The organism is Streptomyces sp. NPDC058534 (genome assembly GCF_042717365.1).
Taxonomy (GTDB): Bacteria; Actinomycetota; Actinomycetes; order Streptomycetales; family Streptomycetaceae; genus Streptomyces.
Window position 1 is genome coordinate 48,946 of sequence record NZ_JBHXNW010000049.1, and the last position, 17,107, is coordinate 66,052.

Sequence of the window (17,107 nt, forward strand, 5' to 3'; positions counted from 1 at the left end):
ATTCTCTGGGCGGCCCGTGTTTTTTTTTTCACCCCCCCCCCCCCGCCCCCCCGCCCCCCGGCGGCCCCCCCGCGCCCCCCCCCGCCCCCCCCCACCGCCCCCACCCGCTCGGGCAGCGGGGGCACCACCGCACGCTGCGCGGCCTCGGCGACCGTACGCTCCAGTCCCAGCTGGGCGTCGCGACGGCTGCGCACGAAGGACACGAAGACGCTCAGTACCGCGACGAAGACGACGGTCAGCAGGTCGGCGTCGCCCGGCCGGTCGAGCTGGAAGACCGGCACGGTCAGCAGCGCGATCACGGCACCGCACAGCGCGGCCGTCGCCAGCGGGCTGTACGACAGCACGGCCAGCGGCGGGATGGCGCCCAGCAGGAAACCGATGTCCAGCCGGTCGTCGCTGAGCAGCGTCGCCACGCAGATCAGCACGATGAGGGCCGGCGGCAGCACCCGCACCCAGCGGGGCGGCGGGGCCCCGCTCAGCCAGCTCCGCCGGTCCTCGCCCGGGCGCAGCGGTGGGCCGGACACCTTTCGCACACCACCACGCTCCTACGCCACCCCGCCGCCCGCACGCCGAACCGCGCGGGCCGCTGCGCGTGCCGCGCGGCTAGAACGCGGTGAGCGTGAGCCGGAAGCCGGTCGGTGCCGTGTCCTGGATGTACGAGGCGAAGTCGGCCACGTCGTCGAAGGCGAAGCCGTACGCCCTGCCGTCCTCGGTGGCCGCGTGCACCGCCTTGGAGTAGTGGTTGGTCAGGCCGGTCCCGTAGAACGTCGCCGGGTCGGTCGTGGGCTGCTCGGCGGAGGACACCAGCGTGGAGCGGTTGAAGCCGGCGCCGAGGACCGCGGCGACGGGACCGGTCGTGCCGTCGTTGGGCGCGGCGAGGGCGCCGTCGCAGAACAGCACGTCCCGGGTGGACGGCTTGGCGAAGGACACCTGGGCGGGACCGTCGAAGGTCAGCCGCCCGCCGCGCACCCGGCCGGTGAAGGTGCCCGCGTTGGTGGTGATCCGCAGGTCCTTGCCGGTGTAGGTGCTCCAGACCTCGTCGATGTACGGGGCGAGGTAGTCCTTCGCGAACAGACCGGCGTCCAGCCCGTGCCCCGGGGCGATCACCCGGGTGTCGTCCACGACCAGCGGAGCGAACTCCTCGACCCGCCGCAGTGCGTCGAACACCGCCGCCCGTCCACCCGGGCGCACGGTCCCGGTGGTCTGGTCCTTGGCGCCGGTCAGCCGGATGGCGAGCGGCACGCTGAACATGTCGACCATGGTGGTGTTGCAGAACATCCCGGAGGAGTTGTACGTGAACTCGGCGCAGTCGTGCAGCACACCGTGGTTGGGGTCGGGCCCGACCCAGCCCGCCGGGTACTGCAACGCGGGGTTTCCGGCGCCGTCCGCGACCACCTTGAACTTCAGCTTCTCGCCGAGGGACACATAGATCCGCCCGGAGAGGTACGGCAGGTTCAGCTTCGTCTCACCGCTGCCGACGAGGCCGATGGCGTAGTCGGCGTATCCGTCGGCGCCGTTGTCCGACAGCGCCACCGGGGCGACGGTGCCGTCGGGGGTGACGCGGACCTGTCGGCCGTCCAGGTTGCCGACGATGTAGACGTGGACGTCCGCGTTGCCGAAGGTGCCGGTGCTGTTGACGATCGTCAGCGGCAGGGCACCGGCGGCCTTGGTCCCGGGGGTGCCGGCGGAGTCGTCCGAGCCGACGCCGGCGAGGGCGTGCGGGGCGACCGCGGCGGCGACGGGCGCGGCCACGACCGCTCCACCGAGGGCGACGAGCAGCTTGCGACGGCCGAGCGGGCGCTGGTGACGAGGAGTCATGTGGGGGGTCTCCAGAGTGATCGGGACATGACGGCGTGGGAGTGGGGATCCGGCAGGGCTCCTGAGAGCGCTCTCACGCGGTGCGCCGATGGTACGCACGGGGGGTGGGTCGGCCAACCGCCTCCGTGCGCCCTCAAGTGCGTTGCGCCTGATGGGACTTGGTGGCACGGGCGCCCGGGGAGGAACGCTTAACCGGTGGTTAAGGCCCGCTTAATCCCGCCTCGGAAACCGGTGGCCGTACGCGCCCGGTGCCCGTACCGTACGGACGACGCGAGACCGTGCGGGCGACGCGAGACCGTGCGGGCGACGCGAGACCGTGCGGGCGACGCGAGACCGTGCGGGCGACGCGAGACCGTGCGGGCGACGCCGGACCGTACCGGCGACGCGAGCGCCCGTCGCATGACGCACCCTGGAGGTTCCGTGACCGAACCGGTCATCCGCGCGCTCGACGCGAGCGACGTAGCGCTCTTCGACACCATGTCCGACCCGCTGGGCGCCCGTGAGGGCCACCGGCTCACCCGGCACCGCCCCGACTGGAAGCGGGTCGCCCTGCGCGACGGCACCGTGGTCGCCCGCGCCGCCTGGTGGGGCGGCCCCGACGACACCGAACCCGTCACCGTCAACTGGTTCGACGTGGCCGAGGGCGAGGAGGACGCGGGAGCCGAACTCCTGCGCACCGCCCCCTGGCAGGTCGAACTCGAACTGAACGCGCCCGGCACCTGGCGCGAGGACCCCGCCCTGCGGACCGCCGCCGAGGCCCGCTTCACCGCCGCCGAGGCGGCCGGCTACGCCCCCCTGGTCGAACGCTTCCTGTACCGGTGGACGCCGGAGTGCGGGCTCCCCGCCCGGCCCGGACGGCTGGACTTCCGGCCCGAACCCGACGACGCGCTGTTCCTCGACGCGCTGCGCCGCATCCACTCCGTCACGCTCGACGCCCACGCGCTGATGGAGATCGAGGAGTACGGCCTCGACCGGGCCGCCCAGGCCGAGCTGGACTTCTTCCACTGGTGCCCCTCGCCGCGCGAGTGGTGGCAACTGGCGTACACGGCGGAGGGCGAGCTGGCCGGCATCCACATCCCCGCGCACAACCCGTCCGGCCCGTGCGTCGCCTTCATCGGCGTCCTGCCGGAGCATCGCGGGCGGGGATACGCCTACGACCTCCTCGCCGAGTGCACCCACGTCCTGGTCGAGCGGGGCGCGGAGTTCGTGGCCGCCGCGACGGACCGGGGCAACCATCCGATGGCCGCCAACTTCGCCAAGGCCGGCTACCCCGTGGTGCGCGAGCGGATCAACTTCCGTCCGCCGGCGGCCGGTCGGCCGTAGTCGCCGCGCACCGGGCCGAGAGCCGCTCCGGCCCGGCACCGCCGCCGGGCCGGTGCCGGATGGCATGCTGTCCGCGACGGTGATCACCGGCGTGCGCGGCGGAGGCGATGTGGGGTTCGAAGGCGATATCTGGTACGTGCGCTTCCGCGACGCCGGTGAGAGGGAAGAGGGCGCGCTGGTCGGGGAGATCCTGATCGACGACGCCGACTTCCCCTGGCTGTCGGGACGGTTCCGGCCCGGACCGGCCCACGCCGCGGTCCAGGACCTGCTCGCCCGCGAACTCGCCCTCGCGGAAAGGGCCGACGCGGACCACTGGACGGAGTGGGAAGCCGTCTACGCCGAGATCGAACGGCGCGTGCGGCTGGTCTCGCCGGACGGCCCGGTCAGCGAGTTCCTGCTGCACATCAAGGGCGACCGGGCGTGGTTCCGGTGGAGCGACGAACCGTTCGAGCGGGCGGGCGCCGACGGCTGAGGGCGGTCACCGCGGGACGGCCAGCAGGGCCTCGGCCTCGGCGAGTATCTCGGTGACCCGCAGCCCGAACGCGGCGTCGCACGGCGACGGCCGCCCACCGCCCGCCGCTCCGAGCAGCGCGTCCGCGGCCCGCCGCAGCGCGGGCACCGGCCCCTCCACCGCTTCCGGAAGAAGCGTCACACCGGCCCGGCCGCGCAGCTCCACCGTCGCACCGGCCGCGGCGGGCGGCGCCGTCAGGCTGAGCGTGAGGGTGCTCGATGCCCCGCCGGAGTGCTCCAGGACCAGATGGACGGTGTCCCCGGGACCCGGCGCCGCCGCCGACACGCGCCGGACGTCCCCGAGGACCGGCAGCAGCACGGACAGGGCGTGCGGACCCACGTCCCACAGGGCGCCCTTCTCCCGGCGCCACGGCGAGTGCGCGAACGGACTGTCGTCGCCGCCGAAGACCGAGCCGAGCCACTGCGCCCGCGCGGTGAACCAGCCGTCCTCCGCGGCCTGTTCGGTGATCCACGCCTCGGTCTCGGGCTGGAACCGGGCGGTGAAGAAGACCACCGAGGCGACGCCCGCCGACCGCACCGCGTCCACCACCGCCCGCCCCTGCGCCACCGTCGGCGCGAGCGGCTTGTCGAGCAGGAGGTGGCACCCGGCCCGTGCCGCGCGCACGGCCAGCTCGGCCTGCACGCCCGGGGGCAGCGCGACGGCGACGGCCTGCACGTCGGCGAGCAGGGTGTCGACGTCGTCGTAGGCGCGGGTGCCGTGCCGCTCCGCCAGCTCCTTGGCGGCGTCCGGGCGCCGCCCCCACACCCCGACGAAGTCCAGGCCGTCGTGCCCGCCCAGGGCCGGGGCGTGCGCCATGTCGGCCCAGGGGCCGGTGCCGAGCAGTCCGACACGCATGCCGTCGCCTCTCCACGGTGCCGGACCCGGTCACGGGCCCGCCGACGTCCTCCCTGACGACCGGCGTGCCACAGCCCGGCCGACGCAGAGCGTGTCACACCGGTGCGCCCGCGGACAGCGTGCCGACGGAGCCCGACGCGGGCCCACCGCGAGGCCCGCGGCGGACCCGGCCCGCCCCACCGCGTCGCCCCTCGCGTCGCACGAGACCGGTGATTCTGCCGATCCCCCCGGCCGCACCACCCGTCGACAGTGGCAGCGCCAGCTCATCGGCGACGCCCTCCGGCGGATGTCCCGGGACGCGACCCCACGTGTTCCGGAACGTGTGCGACCACCGGCCGGGCCGCTCGCCACGACAGAGAGGACCCCCCTCGTGCAGCAGAACCCCCACACCCACGCCGCGCCCGTGTTCCGGAGCACCCGGCGGCGGCTCGCCGGTGTCACGGCGGCCGTGGCCGCCGTTCTCGCGCTCGGCACCCTCACCGGACCCGGCGCCCAGGCCGCCGACAACCCCTACGAGCGCGGCCCGGCCCCCACCGAGTCCAGCATCGAGGCACCGCGCGGACCGTACTCCGTGGCGGACACCAGCGTCTCCTCGCTCGCGGTCACCGGCTTCGGCGGCGGCACCGTCTACTACCCGACCAGCACCAGCGACGGCACGTTCGGCGCCGTCGTGATCTCGCCGGGCTTCACCGCGTACCAGTCCTCCATCTCCTGGCTCGGCGCGCGGCTGGCCTCGCAGGGCTTCGTCGTGTTCACCATCGACACCAACACCACCCTCGACCAGCCCGACTCCCGCGGTCGGCAACTGCTCGCCGCCCTGGACTACCTGACCGAACGCAGCTCGGTCCGCAGCCGGATCGACAGCAGCCGGCTCGGCGTCATGGGCCACTCGATGGGCGGCGGCGGCAGCCTGGAGGCCGCCAAGTCCCGGCCGTCGCTCCAGGCGGCGATCCCGCTCACCCCCTGGAACACGGACAAGAGCTGGCCCGAGGTCAGCACACCCACGCTGATCTTCGGCGCCGACGGCGACACGATCGCCCCGGTGGCGTCCCACGCCGAACCCTTCTACTCCGGCCTGCCGTCCGGGACGGACCGCGCCTACCTGGAGCTGAACAACGCCACGCACTTCTCGCCGAACACGTCCAACACGACGATCGCGAAGTACAGCATTTCCTGGCTCAAGCGGTTCATCGACAACGACACCCGCTACGAGCAGTTCCTGTGCCCGCTGCCCCGTCCCGGCCTGACCATCGAGGAGTACCGGGGCAACTGCCCGCACGGTTCCTGACGTTCCGCACGGAACCGTCCGGCGGTGGTCGCGGGTACGCCGCGGGACGGAACCTTCCGGCGGTGGTCGCGGGTACGCCGCGGCCGCCGCCGGCGCACTGTGCCGGGGCACGGCGCCGGCTCCGGCCCGTTGGGCGCCGGCACAGCGCCCGGCCCGCCCCCAGCGCACACCGGCGCAGGTGGCAGGACGGATACCGCGTCCGGCGACGGCGGACCGGTGCCTTCCGCACCAGGTTACGCGCGCGTAACCTCCCGGGGATGACCGGAGAGACGACCGTACGTACGGCCGTGCGGATCCATGGCCGGAGCGCACAACAGGACGCGGTGCGCGCGCTGTTGGGCGGGCTGCCCGACCGGGGCGGCCACCTCGTGCTGACCGGCGAACCCGGACTCGGCCGGACCACCCTGCTCCAGTGGGCCGCCCGCTGCTTCCGGGCCGGTCCCGTACTGCGTCTCGGGCCCGGCCCCGGACCTGGCGCTCCCGCCACCGCCGAGCAACTGCTCCACGCCCTTCGGGCGGTGGCCGGCGCGGCGCCGGTGCTGGTGTGCGTGGACGACGCACACCTGTGGGACGCCCCGGCCCGGACCGCGCTGGCCGGCACGACGGAGCGCCTGCGCCCCGCCGGCCGGACCGGAATCCTCCTCTCCGTCGCCGGACACCGGGCCGTCGACCCGGAGTTCGCCCATCTGCCTGTCATCCGCCTGGACCCGCTGAGCCCGCCGGTGGCCGCCGACCTGCTCGACGACCTGACCGACGGCGCCGTGGCGCCGGCCGTCCGCGAGCGGCTCCTGGCCGAGGCCGAGGGCAACCCGGCCCTGCTGCACGCCCTGGTCCGCCGGCTGTCACCCGCCGAACTGCGCGGGCACCTGCCCCTGCCCGGCGCCCTCGCCGACGCGGCGACTCTCGCCGGGGTGGCGGGCGGTGCGCCGACCGGCCCGGGCGGCGACGCGCGGGACCTGCTGCTGACGGTGGCGGCCGCCGTACGGGCCTCGGACGGGCCGGACGTCGACGCCGGGCTGGTCCTCGAAGCCCTACGCCGCCTGCACCCCGCGTCCGGGCCCGGTCCTCGCCTGGAACCGCTGCCCGGACAACTCGCCCTCGCCGGCGACCGGCTGCGCTTCCACGGCGCGCTGGTCCGCCGCACGGTCCTCGCCACCGCCGCGCCGGACCGGCGCCGCGCCGCGCACCGCGCGCTGGCCGACGTACTGGAGACGGGCGGCGACCTGCTCCCGGCGCTGCTGCACCGGTCCTGGTCGCCGGCCGGGCCGGCACCCGCGCCCCGGCTCGCGGACCGGCTGGCGGCGGCGGCCGACGGCACGGTGTCCGCGCCGTACGGGCTGCGCGCGACGGCGTACGCCCGTGCCGCCGAGCTGACGGCCGACGCGGCCACCCGTGCGGAGCGCTACACGGCCGCGGCCGAGCAGGCCCTGCTCGCCGGCCGCCCCGAGCGGGCCCGCCCGCTCCTCGCCGAGGCCCGCGACCGCGCCGCTCCCGCCGGTGTCCGGGGACGAGCCGAACTGGTGCGGGGACTGACGGAACTGCGGGACGGCCCCGTCGGCGACGCCCACCAGTCCCTGCTGCTGGCCGCGTCCCTCCTCGCCCCCGACGCCCCCGCCATCGCCGAGACGGCCACCCTGGCCGCCGCCGACGCGGCCTGGGCGGCGGGCGACCTGCGGTCGTGCCTGGCGGCACTCGCGCCGGAGCCGCGGAGTGGGGAGGGGGATTCGCGGGGTCGGGGGGCGGGTCCGCGGGGGTGGGGAGAGGAGCCGTCGTGTCGGCCGGTTGACGCACCGTGCCGTCAGCATGGCCTGCCGGGGTGGGATGAGGCTCCCGCTTGTCGGTCTGGTGGCGTGTCGCGTCGGGGTGACGGTCTGGCGGGCTGGGATGAGGCTCCCGCTTGTCGGTCTGGTGGCGTGTCGCGTCGGCATGACGGCCCGCCGCGCCGGGAGGAGGACCCGCCGCGTCGGTCCGACGACGCGCCAAGCCTGTATGACGGACCGCCGCGCCGGGACGAGGACCCGCCGCGCCGAGACGAGGACCCACCGCGCCGGGCCGGCAGTGTGCCGCGCACCCCACCCCGGAGCGAGGCCCCGCAGCCGCACCGGAACAACCCCCCGGTCCACCTGAACCCCGCCCCCCTGCGCGCCGCAGGACACCTCGCAGCCGTCGTGCGTGAGCACCGCGTCGGCATGCGGGCGTTGCTCGAAGGGCGGCTCGACCGGGCCGTCGTGCCGCTCGGGCAGGTGGTGGAGCGGGGGAGGACCGACGACCGTCCCGAGGGGCTGCTGCGATCGGCGGCGGCCGCGCTGCTGCTCGGGGACGTGGACGCCGCCCGCCGGGGCGGGGCCCGGGCGCTGGCCGCCGCCCGGCAGCTCGGGTCGGACGCGCTGGTGCCGCAGGCGCTGGAGTACCTCGCCTACGCCGAACTCCGCGCCGGCCGGCACCCGCAGGCCCGCACCCACGCGGAGGAGGGACTGCGCACCGCCCTGCGCGCCGGACAGCGCAACACCGCCGCCCACCACCGGGCGATCCTCGCCCTCGCCGCGTCGATCGACGAGGAGCCCGACGTCGTCGCCCGGCACGTCACCGCCGCGCTGAACACCGCCCGGCGCCACGGCCTGGCCCAGGTGGCCACCCTCGCGGAGTGGGCGACGGCCCGGGCCGACCTCGGCCGGGGACGCCCCTTCGACGCCGCCGACCGGCTCGGCCTCCTCGTCCTGCCGGGACCCGGGCGCGGTCACTTCGCGGTGTGGCGGCTCGCGGTGCCGTGCTTCGTGGAGGCCGCGGTCCTCGCCGGACGCCACGAGGACACCCGCGAGGTGCTCACGGACTTCGCGGGCTGGGCGGCCTTCGGCGCCGACCCGCAGGCCGCCGCGCAACTGGCCCGCTGCCACGCCCTCCTCGCCCCGCCGGACCGCGCCGACGGCCTCTACCGGCGCGCCCTCGCCCGGCACGACGAGGCGGGCGGCGACTTCGAACGGGCCCGCACCGCGCTGCTCCACGGCAAGTGGCTGCGGCGCCGCCGCCGACCCCGCGAGGCCCGCGACCGGCTCGGCACCGCGCTGGCCGGCTTCGACCGCTGCGGCGCCGGCGTCTGGGCGGCGCAGGCACGCGGCGAACTGCGCGCGCTCGGGGCCGCGTCGCACGGCACGGACACCGGGACGCTGACCCGCCTCACCCCCCAGCAACTGCGCATCGCGCGGCACGTCGCCGAGGGCGCCACCAACCGGGAGGTCGCTCTCACCCTGGCGGTCAGCACCCGCACCGTCGACTACCACCTCCGCAAGGTCTTCGCCGCGCTCGGCGTACGGTCCCGCCTGCAGCTGGCCCGCATGGTCGAGCAGGCCGAACAGGCCGAACCCGTCGAAAAGACCGGTGCACAACCCTAGGGACCGACCGGACGGTATGCCATCCTTCGGGGCAGGACGAGTCAGGGGGCAGGCCCGGCGCGGGCGGGACAGCCCGCCGCGGGGCGCCTCCGCAAGCCCTGCCCTGGGGAGGACCGCGATGCAGCACGCCGTACGGTCACGAGCAGCGATCCGCACCGGGCTGACGCCCGTTCCACGCCCGCGGACACCGAGCGTCGCGTCGTTGATGGACGCCGACGCCGTACGCGTCCTGCACCGGGCCGCCCGTGCCCTGCTCGACGACCTGCCCGACCTCACCGACCGGCTGGTGGCCCTGCTGGAGGAGCGGGAACCGGCGTACCGCGCGGCCCTCACCAAGGATCCCTCGGCGACCTGGCAGGAGGCCCACCGTTCGCTGCGGCACAGCGTCGCCTCGCTGCTCGACCCGCGCGGCGCGCGGGACGCCGCCCGGCGCTGCTCCTGGCGGATCGGCGCCGCCCGCGCGGAGCAGGGCCTCCCGCTGGACGCCCTGCTGCACGCCTTCCGCCTCGGCGGCTCCCTGGTGTGGCAGCGGCTGGTCGAGGAGACGTCCAGGACCGCGCCGGAGGACGTCCGCCTGCTCGTGCACGTGGCCGCCGACGTGTGGAACTTCGTCGACGAGCACTGCACCCTCGTCGCGGACGCCTACCGGCAGACCGAGTGGCAGCTCGGCCGGCGCCGCGAGAACCGGGCCCGGCTGCTGGCGGCCGGCCTGCTCGACGGCACCAGCCGCATCGCCGACCTGCCGGAGGCCGCCCAGGCACTGGGCCTGCCGGAGCAGGGCCGGTACGTCGTCGTCGCCGTCACCGGAGGACCGTCCGCCCGTCCCGACGCCGCCCGCGCCGCAGCCGTGCCGCCCGGCACCCGCGTCCACTGGCACGCGGGTGCGGAGGTCGACTACGGCATCGTCCTGACCGGCGCCGGCGACGGGCTCCCCGAACCGCACAGCTCCTTCCCCGGCCTCCGTATCGGCGTCGGCAGCCCGGTCGACGGACTCGCCGCCGTCGGTGACGCCCGCAGGCTCGCCGACACCGCCCTGGAGATCTGTCCGCTCGCCGGCGGCACGGTGCGGCTGGCCGACCAGCTTCCCGCCGCCCTGGTCGTCTCCAGCCCCGAGCTGGGCCGGGCCCTCGCGGAGCGGGTGCTGGGCCCCCTGTTCCGTCTGGAGGCCGCCGACCGCGAGGTGCTCCTTGACACCCTCACCACGTGGCTGGACTGCGACGGTTCGGCCCAGCGGGCCGGCGAACGCCTCTACTGCCACCGCAACACGGTCCTCAACCGCCTCCGCCGCTGCGAACAACTGACCGGCCGCTCCCTGGCCCGCCCGGCCGACGTCGTCGAGATCAGCCTGTCCCTGACCGCACGACACGTACTCCACGACTGACCCGGGCGAGCCCGAACCCATCACGGACGGTGGGCGGGCCGGTGGCGTCGGGCACCGCAGTCCGCCCTGGACCCGGAGCGCCGACGGGGACCGCCCCCGCCCGCGCCGCCCGGGACGGACGGCTGCCCGACAGGCCCACGTCCGCGCGGACGCAGCGTCGCCGGGCACAACATGCACCACCCCCGCCATTCCACCGCCACGGGCCCCGCCCGCTCCCACCGCCCCCGCAGGCTCGCTCCCACGGCTCTCGCGGTCCGACCCGCTCCCGCTGCACGGGCGGGCCGGGCCGCCCCACCGCCCCCGCACCCCGCCCGCTCCCGCCGCCCCCGCGACCCCACCCGCCCCACCGCCCCGCAGACCCGCCCGCCCCGCTGCTCCACCCCGCCTGGGCATCCGCACAGACTCTCCGCCCCCGGACTGGGACGCCGCAGCGACCCGGCCCCGGTGCCCTGTACGGGCACCCGTGTCCGTGCTGTCGTGAGCTCCCCCCATTCACCCGTCACCGTGCCGATTCGGCCGGTCCCAAGGAGCCGCGATGCCCGCAGCACCACCGGACGGTGCGCCCGCGCTGCACGTCGAGAGCCTCGACGTGACGTACGGGCGCGCGCTGTCCGCCCTCCGCTCCGTGTCCCTGACCGTCCCGCACGGCGCCGTCGTCGCGCTCCTCGGTGCCAACGGCGCCGGCAAGACGACGCTGCTGCGGGCCGTCTCGGGCACCCTGCGCCTGCACCGCGGCGCGATCACGGCCGGCCGTGTCCGCTACGGCGACACGGTCCTCGACGGCCGGGACCCGGTCGCCGCCGTACGCGCCGGAGTCGTACAGGTGCCCGAGGGCAGGCGGGTGTTCGCCGGACTCACCGTCGACGAGAACCTGCGGGCCGGCGGGCTCGGACTCGGCCGACGCGCCCCGGCCCAGGTTCGCGAGAGCCGGGACCGCGTCTTCGCGCTCTTCCCCCGGCTCGCCGAACGCCCCCGCCAGGCCGCCGGGCTGCTGTCCGGCGGGGAGCAGCAGATGCTGGCCATCGGCCGCGCCCTGATGGCCGCGCCCCGCCTGCTCCTCCTGGACGAACCCTCCCTCGGCCTCGCCCCGATGATGGTGGACCGCATCGCCGGCGTCGTCCGCGAGATCAACACCCAGGGCACCGCCGTCCTGCTCGTCGAACAGAACGCCGGCATGGCGCTGTCCCTCGCCGAACACGCCCACGTCCTGGAGGTCGGCGAGGTCCGGCTCTCCGGTCCCGCCGCGGAACTCGCCCGGACCGACGCCGTACGCCGGCTCTACCTGGGTGAGACCGCCGACGGTCAGGGGGCCGCGTGACCGCCCCCGCCGCGCTCCGCGTACGGGGCGTGACCGTGCGCTTCGCCGGGCTCGTCGCCCTCGACGACGTCTCCTTCACCGTCGCCCCCGGCACCGTGCACGCCGTCATCGGTCCCAACGGCGCCGGCAAGTCCACCTGCTTCAACGTCCTGTCGGGCCTGTACCGCCCCACCGCCGGCACCGTACGGCTCGGCGACGCCGAGCTGACCCGGCTCGCCCCGCACAAGATCGCCGCCCTCGGCGTGGCCCGCACCTTCCAGAACATCGTCACCACCCAGGGCACCGTCGCCGACAACCTGATGCTCGGCCGCCACGCCCTGAGCCACGCCGGCTTCGCCGCCAGCGCCCTGCGGCTGCCGCGTGCCGTGCGCGAGCAGCGCGCACACCTCGCCAAAGCCCGCGAGATCGCCGAACTCGTCGGCCTCGGAGCCCACTTCGAATCGCCCGTCGCCCTGCTGCCCTACGGCGACCGCAAGCGCGTCGAACTCGCCCGCGCCCTCTGTCTGGAGCCCCGTGTCCTGCTGCTCGACGAACCCGTGGCCGGCATGAACGCCGCCGAACGCGCCCGCATGACCGAGGTCGTCCGGGAGATCCGTGCCGAACTCGGCCTCTCCGTCGTCCTGGTCGAACACGACATGGGACTGGTGATGCGGCTCGCCGACGAGGTCACCGTCCTCGACTTCGGCAAGGCCATCGCCCACGGCACCCCCGACGAGGTCCGGCGCGACCCCGAGGTGCTGCGCGCCTACCTCGGCACCGGCACCACCGGGGAGGACGCGGCATGAGCGGCTTCCTCGACAACCTCCTCAACGGCCTCGCCCTCGGCTCCGTCTACGCCCTGATCGCGCTCGGCTTCGTCACCATCTTCAAGGCGTCCGGCGTACTGAACTTCGCCCACGGCTCCCTCCTGCTGCTCGGCGGCTACCTCGTCGCCGTCCTCCACGACGACCTAGGCTTCGCCGGGGCGCTGGCCGTCGCGGCCCTCGTGACGGCGGTCGTCGCGGGGGCGCTGGACCGGCTGCTGCTCCAGCCGGTCGGCGGAGGCGACCCGCACGCCGCGCACGTCCAGACCATCGTCACCATCGGCATCGACATCGTCCTGGTCACCGATCTCGCCAGGCGCATCGGCGGCGACCTGCTGCCGCTCGGCGACCCCTGGGGCAACGCCGTGACCGACCTCGGCCCGGTGACCGTCGCCGACAGCCGCATCGCCGCGATCCTGGTGTCCGCCCTGGCCATCGGCGGCGCCTTCGCCCTCTTCCGGTTCACCTCGTGGGGCCTCTCGCTGCGCGCCGCCGCCGAGGACTCGGAGGCCGCCGCCCTGATGGGCGTACGGCTGACCCGGGTGCGTACCGCCGCATGGTGCCTGGCCGGCGGCCTCGCCGCGCTCGCCGCCGTCTTCCTGGTCGCCTTCCCCGCACCCGGTCTTGAGCGCACCACCGGCCAGATCGCCCTGAAGGCCTTCCCGGCCGCCATCCTCGGCGGCATGGCCTCCCCGGTCGGCGCCCTGGTCGGCAGCATCCTCATCGGCCTCACCGAGGCGTTCGTCGCCGGCTACCAGTCCGAGCTGCACGTCCTCGGCGAGGGCTTCGGCGACGTCGCGCCGTACGCCGTGATGGTGCTGGTTCTGCTGGTGCGCCCTGCCGGACTCTTCGCGGCGAAGGGAGCGGCCCGTGTCTGACCGACTCGCCGGGCTCCTCGGACGCGGCGGCCTCCTCCTGCCCGTCCTCCTCCTGTGCGCCCTGCCCTTCTACCTGGACGCCTTCTGGCTGCGCATCGGCCTGTTCTCGATGGCCGCGGCCATCGGCGCCGTCGGGCTCGGCCTGCTCAGCGGCACCGCGGGCCAGCTCTCCCTCGGACACGCCTTCTTCCTCGCGGTCGGCGCGTACGGCTACGTATGGCTGGCGGGCGAACCCGGCCCCGGGCTGCCGCCCTCCCTCGCCGCGCTGCTCGCCGTACTCCTGGCCGGGGCGGCCGGCGGCCTGTTCAGTCCCGTCGCCGGCCGGGTCAAGGGCATCTACCTGGGCGTCGCCACCCTCGCCCTGGTCTTCCTCGGCCACCACGTCCTGCTCACCGCGGACTCGGTCACCGGCGGTTTCAACGGACGCTCGGTGCCGCCGCTGGAGCTGGGCGGGTTCACCTTCGCCGAGACCGACCCCGAACTGACGGTCCTGGGCGTGCCGTTCGGCGCCGAGGAACGGCTCTGGTACCTGGGGCTCGTCCTGTTCGCCGTCACCTGGTTCACCGCCCGCGGACTGCTGCGCGGGCGGCCCGGCCGCGCCCTGGTGGCGCTGCGCGACAGCGAGACCGCGGCGTCGGTGATGGGCGTGCACGTGGCGCGGTACCGCTCGGCGGCGTTCGTCGTCTCCTCGATGTACGCGGGCCTGGCCGGTGTCCTGCTCGCGCTCTCCTTCCGCCGCGTCGTCCCCGACTACTTCTCCCTCGCCCTCTCCGTCGACTACCTCGCCATGATCGTCATCGGCGGACTCGGTTCGGTCGCCGGAGCCACCGCGGGAGCCGTCTTCGTCACCGCGCTGCCGCTGCTGATGACCCGCTACGCCGACCAGCTGCCGCTGGTGGCGACACCGGGCTCCGGCGGCGGATCGATCGGCCCGACCGAGGCGTCCCGCTACCTCTACGGCGCCGCGATCGTCGTGATCCTCCTCTACGCCCCCGACGGCCTGCACGGACTGGCCCGCCGCACCCGCGCCCGCCTGCGCCGGCGGCCGCCGGTCACCGGCCCGCCCGACGGCGGGTCCTCGCCCTCCTCCCCGACCACCACCGCCAACGCCGCACGAGCCAAGGAGCACACCCCGTGAACGTCACGCACCCCAGGCCCCGCACCGCCCGGACCGCCGCCCTGGCGGCGGCACTGGCCGCCGTGCTGCTCGCGGGCACCGCCTGCAGCTCCAAGGCGGACGGCGGGAGCACCGACGACGCCGCGGACGGCGTCAAGACCGGTCCCGGAGTCAGCGACAAGGCCATCAGGCTCGGAGCGCTCACCGACCTCACCGGGCCCTACGCCACGCTCGGCAAGAGCATCGTGCAGGCCCAGCAGATGTGGGCCGACGAGACCAACGCCGCGGGCGGCATCTGCGGGAGACGGGTCGAGATCGTCGTCAAGGACCACGGCTACGACGTGCAGAAGGCGGTCACCGCCTACGCCGACATCGCCCCGGACGTCGTCGCCCTGCCCCAGGTCATCGGCTCCCCGGTGGTCGCGGCGCTGCTGGACGACCTCGCGCGCGACCACATGCTGACCTTCCCGCAGGCCTGGGCGGCCTCCCTGCTGGGCCGGGACTCCGTGCAGGTCCTGGGCACCACCTACGACCTCGACATGATCGCCGCCGTCGACTTCCTGACCCGCACCAAGAAGCTCGCCAAGGGCGACACGATCGGCCACGTGTACTTCGAGGGCGACTACGGCGCCAACGCACTGGAGGGCTCCGAGTGGGCCGCCGAGGAGGCGGGGATGAAGGTGGTCGGGCAGAAGATCAAGGCCACCGACACCGATCTGTCCGCGCAGGTCTCCGCGTTGAGCAAGGCCGGCGTGAAGGCGGTGCTGATCAGCGCCGGCCCCGCGCAGACCGCGTCGCTGGCCGGCGTGGCGGCCGCCCGGGGCCTGAAGGTGCCGATCGTCAGCAGTGCCCCCGGCTATGCCCCGCAGCTGATGAAGACGCCCGCGGCGGCAGCCCTGACGGCCATGGTCCACGTGGTCAGCGCCGCACCGGCGGTCAGCTCCGACCTGCCCGGCGTGAAGAAGATGGTCGCCGCCTACGGCAAGAAGTTCCCCGGGGATCTGGTCGACTCCGGCGTGCTCTCCGGCTACAACGCCGCCAAACTGATGGGCGCCGACCTGAAGAAGGCATGTGAGGGCGGCAGCCTCGCCCGCGCGGACGTCGTGAAGGCGCACCGCTCGCAGAAGAACGCCGACACCGGTCTCGGCACCCCGCAGGACTTCACCCTCGTGACCGCGCCCGCCAGCCGGGAAACGTACGTCCTGAAGCCCGACGCGAAGGCCGTCGGCGGCCTGGTCGGTGTGGAGGAGGCCCACAAGGCCCCCGGAGCGGACGCGTACCTGGCCGCCCGAGGCTGACCGGGACGAGTGGCCGTCAACTCCACCGCACGGCACAGGGTTTGACGGCCACTTGACCAGCGCCCTGGTTTCGCTGACCACCCGGTCTCCAGGATGTACTCTCTGTCATGCCAGTCCAGTTGGCGCCCGTACAGAGCTGGGGGAACGATGCAAGCCGACAAGCGGTTGTCCACGGAGATCGACTCCAACGTGCCCACGGCCGCACGGATGTACGACTACTACCTGGGCGGCAAGGACAACTACGCGGCCGACCGGGCCGCGGTCGGTGAACTCGACAAGGTCGTCCCGAGCACGCGCCGCCTCGCGCTGAACAACCGGCGCTTCCTCCAGCGGGTCGTCAGGACCCTCGCCGAGGACTACGGCATCCGCCAGTTCCTCGACCACGGATCCGGCCTGCCCACCCAGGACAACGTGCACCAGGTCGCCCAGCGCGTCGCCCCGGACTCCCGTGTCGTCTACGTCGACAACGACCCGATGGTGCTGGTCCACGGCCGTGCGCTGCTCGACCAGAACGACCGGACCGCCGTCATCCACGCCGACATGCGGTCGACGGAGGAGATCTTCTCCCACCCGGAGACCCGGCGCCTGATCGACTTCTCGCAGCCGGTCGCCGTCCTGTTCAACTCGGTCTTCCACTGCATCCCGGACAGTGACACCGACGGCCCCCTGGCGGTCGTCCGCCGGGTGACCGAGCGGCTCGCCCCCGGCAGCTACGCGGTGATGTGCCAGCTGGTCAGCGAGGACGCCGAGGTGCGGAAGTTCGTCACGGAGTTCATGGACCAGGCGACGCAGGGGCACTGGGGCCGGGTCCGCGAGCCGAAGGACGTCGAGGCGTTCTTCGAGGGCATGGACATCCTGGAGCCGGGCCTGGTGGAGGTCTCCACCTGGCGTCCGGACACCGAGGTGGCGCCTCGTCAGCTCACCGACGAGTGGATCGAGTTCGGCGGCCTGGGCCGCCTGCGCTGACCCACGCGAACGGTACGGAGGAGGGGGCGCCCCCCCCGCGGGCGGGGGCGGGGGCGGCGGTGGGTTTCGCGCTCCCGGGCCGGGCGGCCTCCCCGCCCGGGGGCCCCGGCGGGCGCGACATCGCCGGGTCCCGCCGTCAGTTGTCGCGGTACGCCTCCAGGA

Annotated in this window: 13 protein-coding genes and 1 pseudogene; 11 read left to right on the top strand and 3 right to left on the bottom strand. The window is 74.9% G+C overall.

Translation table 11 applies throughout. The annotated features are described in order from the left end of the window. Both ACFWR9_RS27115 and ACFWR9_RS27120 read right to left on the bottom strand, forming a co-directional pair. Positions 1–533 (bottom strand): annotated as a pseudogene (locus tag ACFWR9_RS27115) (serine/threonine-protein phosphatase); the annotation flags it as partial. Between the two features lie 70 nt (positions 534–603). Next, complete coding sequence (locus tag ACFWR9_RS27120; protein ID WP_383846492.1) at positions 604–1,818, bottom strand: glycoside hydrolase family 64 protein; 1,215 nt, start codon at positions 1,816–1,818, stop codon at positions 604–606. A gap of 420 nt (positions 1,819–2,238) precedes the next feature. On the opposite strand from ACFWR9_RS27120, the gene ACFWR9_RS27125 reads away from it, so the two are divergent. Both ACFWR9_RS27125 and ACFWR9_RS27130 read left to right on the top strand, forming a co-directional pair. Next, on the top strand, positions 2,239–3,141 hold the full coding sequence (locus ACFWR9_RS27125; RefSeq protein WP_383846493.1) for a GNAT family N-acetyltransferase: 903 nt from the start codon (positions 2,239–2,241) through the stop codon (positions 3,139–3,141). Between the two features lie 109 nt (positions 3,142–3,250). Beyond that, a complete protein-coding gene (locus ACFWR9_RS27130) occupies positions 3,251–3,613 on the top strand; it encodes a hypothetical protein (RefSeq protein WP_383846510.1) in 363 nt (120 codons plus the stop codon). Positions 3,614–3,619: 6 nt separating this feature from the next. Here ACFWR9_RS27130 and ACFWR9_RS27135 read toward each other — a convergent pair whose 3' ends face one another. After that, entirely contained in the window at positions 3,620–4,507 is an 888-nt protein-coding gene (locus ACFWR9_RS27135) for a Gfo/Idh/MocA family protein (RefSeq protein ID WP_383846494.1), read from the bottom strand. Positions 4,508–4,877: 370 nt separating this feature from the next. On the opposite strand from ACFWR9_RS27135, the gene ACFWR9_RS27140 reads away from it, so the two are divergent. The 9 genes from ACFWR9_RS27140 to ACFWR9_RS27180 all read left to right on the top strand — a co-directional run bounded on the left by ACFWR9_RS27140 (position 4,878) and on the right by ACFWR9_RS27180 (position 16,945). Next, entirely contained in the window at positions 4,878–5,795 is a 918-nt protein-coding gene (locus tag ACFWR9_RS27140; protein ID WP_383846495.1) for an alpha/beta hydrolase family protein, read from the top strand. A gap of 257 nt (positions 5,796–6,052) precedes the next feature. Continuing rightward, on the top strand, positions 6,053–9,184 hold the full coding sequence (locus ACFWR9_RS27145) for a LuxR C-terminal-related transcriptional regulator (RefSeq protein WP_383846496.1): 3,132 nt from the start codon (positions 6,053–6,055) through the stop codon (positions 9,182–9,184). Between the two features lie 118 nt (positions 9,185–9,302). After that, positions 9,303–10,565 carry a PucR family transcriptional regulator gene (locus tag ACFWR9_RS27150; RefSeq protein WP_383846497.1) on the top strand — a complete coding sequence of 421 codons (1,263 nt, stop codon included), beginning with the start codon at positions 9,303–9,305 and terminating at the stop codon, positions 10,563–10,565. A 535-nt stretch (positions 10,566–11,100) separates the two neighbouring features. Continuing rightward, complete coding sequence (locus ACFWR9_RS27155) at positions 11,101–11,883, top strand: ABC transporter ATP-binding protein (RefSeq protein WP_383846498.1); 783 nt, start codon at positions 11,101–11,103, stop codon at positions 11,881–11,883. Further along, complete coding sequence (locus ACFWR9_RS27160) at positions 11,880–12,668, top strand: ABC transporter ATP-binding protein (protein ID WP_383846499.1); 789 nt, start codon at positions 11,880–11,882, stop codon at positions 12,666–12,668. Before ACFWR9_RS27155 ends, ACFWR9_RS27160 begins: the two co-directional genes overlap by 4 nt. Next, positions 12,665–13,564 (top strand): branched-chain amino acid ABC transporter permease, encoded by a 900-nt coding sequence (locus tag ACFWR9_RS27165; protein ID WP_383846500.1) that lies wholly within the window; start codon positions 12,665–12,667, stop codon positions 13,562–13,564. The genes ACFWR9_RS27160 and ACFWR9_RS27165 overlap by 4 nt, the downstream gene beginning before the upstream one ends. Next, positions 13,557–14,702: a branched-chain amino acid ABC transporter permease gene (locus ACFWR9_RS27170; protein WP_383846501.1), complete on the top strand. Its 1,146-nt coding sequence runs from the start codon at positions 13,557–13,559 to the stop codon at positions 14,700–14,702. The genes ACFWR9_RS27165 and ACFWR9_RS27170 overlap by 8 nt, the downstream gene beginning before the upstream one ends. Further along, positions 14,699–15,979 carry an ABC transporter substrate-binding protein gene (locus ACFWR9_RS27175; protein WP_383846502.1) on the top strand — a complete coding sequence of 427 codons (1,281 nt, stop codon included), beginning with the start codon at positions 14,699–14,701 and terminating at the stop codon, positions 15,977–15,979. The genes ACFWR9_RS27170 and ACFWR9_RS27175 overlap by 4 nt, the downstream gene beginning before the upstream one ends. Before the next feature lie 147 nt (positions 15,980–16,126). Then, entirely contained in the window at positions 16,127–16,945 is an 819-nt protein-coding gene (locus ACFWR9_RS27180; RefSeq protein ID WP_383846503.1) for an SAM-dependent methyltransferase, read from the top strand. Positions 16,946–17,107 lie beyond the last annotated feature (162 nt).